At 66.0% G+C, this 2382-nt stretch carries 3 protein-coding genes and 1 pseudogene; all 4 read left to right on the top strand.

Translation table 11 applies throughout. The features are described from left to right. Window positions 1–95, top strand: a pseudogene (locus ACNPP0_RS18815) (hypothetical protein); the annotation flags it as partial. A gap of 139 nt (window positions 96–234) precedes the next feature. Then, complete coding sequence (locus ACNPP0_RS18810; RefSeq protein WP_448706688.1) at window positions 235–1107, top strand: hypothetical protein; 873 nt, start codon at window positions 235–237, stop codon at window positions 1105–1107. 102 nt (window positions 1108–1209) lie between these two features. Continuing rightward, window positions 1210–1899, top strand: a complete 690-nt coding sequence (locus ACNPP0_RS18805; RefSeq protein WP_448706687.1) for a helix-turn-helix transcriptional regulator — start codon at window positions 1210–1212, stop codon at window positions 1897–1899. A 69-nt stretch (window positions 1900–1968) separates the two neighbouring features. Continuing rightward, window positions 1969–2382: VOC family protein (locus ACNPP0_RS18800; protein ID WP_448706686.1), on the top strand; the 414-nt coding region annotated here is incomplete at its 3' end.

Raw genomic sequence — 2382 nt, 5'->3', positions numbered from 1 at the left:
CCCGGGGCGCCCAGGCCATGGCCGCCATCCGTCGTTGGGTGGGCGTGAACCTGGTCCTGGGCATCGTTGTGGTGGGCACGGCTTTCCTGGCTTGATCAGCGGGAAATTCGACCTATCGAAACGACCGCGCGCGGTATCGGAATTCTTTCGCTTGATGCAATACCCCGTACATCACCGAGGGCCACACTGCCGGAAGACTCTCGCGGGTCACGTCAACAACGATAGGGATACCCCATGATCAAACGTGCATTGCACCTGGCCGCCGCCGGCCTGTTCGCCACCTCGCTTGCCGCCGCGTTTAGCGCGCATGCCGCCGACGCCATCGACAACAGCGCGCTGGACAAGCCTGAATTCCGCGACCACAAGGCCACCTACGGCGTGGTCTATCGCCTGCCGCAATCGGTGAACGCCGTGCTGGACGCCAAGGTCAATGGCGTGCTCAAGCAAGACCTGCTGGCCCTGGGCCTGAAGACCGAGGCCGATACGCCCAATCTGCCGCACGTGACCGTGGTGCACATCCATAGTGCCGACCCGGCCACCCCGGCCCGCATGCTCAAAGCCTTGCCCAAGCCGCCCGCGCCGCTGGCCGTTACGTTGAAAACGTTCTACCCGACCGAAGCCGCCAAGGGCGCCGGGCATCCGTGGTGGCTGGACCTGGGCGTGGTCAAAAGCGGCCAGGGCTTTGAAGACATGATGCGCTACAACACCGTGGCCACCGCCGCCCTGGCCCCGCTGCGCGACGGCCCGCTGCCGCGCGTGACCGGCCCGGTCTACGCCAAGATGAGCGAGGCCGGCCGCGAGCTGGTCAAGACGTTGGGCGTCAGCGGCGTCAACATCATGCAGGACAGCAAGGAAGTGCGCGCTCACAACCCGCACACCACGCTGGTCTACAGCATGGCGCGCTACGACAGCCGTTTGCAGGACGCCATGAAGCAGGAGTCGGACAAGTTCAACGCCGTGCTGCCCGATGGCATCGCCACCACGTTCAAGGATGTGTCGATTGTGGAAATCGGCTTCGCCGGCAACGTCGTGCGCGAGATCTATCGGGTCAGCCTGGAAGACGGCTCGGTGATCGACGTGGCCACCGGCAAGAAGATCGACGGCTGATCGACGGCTGATCGCGCGGACGGGAGCGGGCGGCGCGGGCAACATGCGCCCCCGCTGCCATTTCGTGGCAGCATTACGCCGTTACCGCCACGCGCCCTTTTCATGTCCCGCACCGAACGCCTTCTGGACCTGCTTCAGACCCTGCGCCGCCACCGCCTGCCGGTCAGCGGCCAACGCCTGGCCAGCGAAATGGGCATCAGCCTGCGCACGCTGTACCGCGATATTGCAACGCTGCAATGCCAGGGCGCGGAAATTGAAGGCGAGCCCGGCGTGGGCTATGTGCTGCGGCCCGGGTTCATGCTGCCGCCGCTGATGTTCAGCACCGAAGAGATCGAAGCGCTGGTGCTGGGCACGCGCTGGGTGGCGGGCCGATCCGATGAACGGCTGGTCATGGCGGCGCGCAACGCGCTGGCCAAGATCGGCGCCGTGCTGCCGCAGGAACTGCGCGACGAACTCGATGCCATTCCGCTCTTGGTCGGCCCTAGCGCCGCCAAGGTGGTCGACCGGGTGGACGTGGCGCTGATCCGCCAGGCAATACGCGCGGAACACCGGCTACACATCACGTATCGCGACGACAAGGGCCTGGATTCCGCGCGCGTCATCTGGCCGTTCGCGCTGGGCTTTTTCGATAGCGTGCGCATCGTCATGGCCTGGTGCGAACTGCGCCAGGACTTCCGTCATTTCCGCACCGACCGCATCGCCACGCTGACCCCGCGCGAACGCTATCCGCGGCGCCGCCACGTCCTCTTGAAAGAGTGGCGCGCGATGGCGCACGGTTCACAAGACTGCTGATGCACACTACTGCCAAAATCTGACAGTACCCCTGCCTACCATGAGCGCATCAACCCCAAGGAGCGCCTCATGACTGACAGCAACTACGTCCTTTTCTACGTTGAAAAACCCCAGGCCAGCGCCGCGTTCTACAGCGCGCTTCTGCAACGCCAGCCCGTCGAGAATTCGCCCACCTTTGCCCTGTTCGTGCTGGACTCGGGCTTGAAGCTGGGCCTGTGGTCGCGCTACACGGTCGAGCCCGCCGCTGCCGGGCGGGGCGGCGCGTCTGAACTGGCTTTCTGCGTGGCGGACCCCGACGCCCTGAACCAGCGCCATCGTGAATGGAGCCTGCGCGGCCTGCCCATTCTGCAAGCGCCCACCGACATGGATTTTGGCCGCACCTTCGTGGCGCTGGACCCCGACGGCCACCGCCTGCGCGTGTTCTCGCCCTTGGCGCGGACGGCGGCCCCCGCGGAAGCCACGCAGGTGGCCGAGGCCCCCGTC

It is taken from the genome of Achromobacter semiaridum (assembly GCF_053543755.1).
This window is presented reverse-complemented; position numbering and strand designations above follow the sequence as displayed.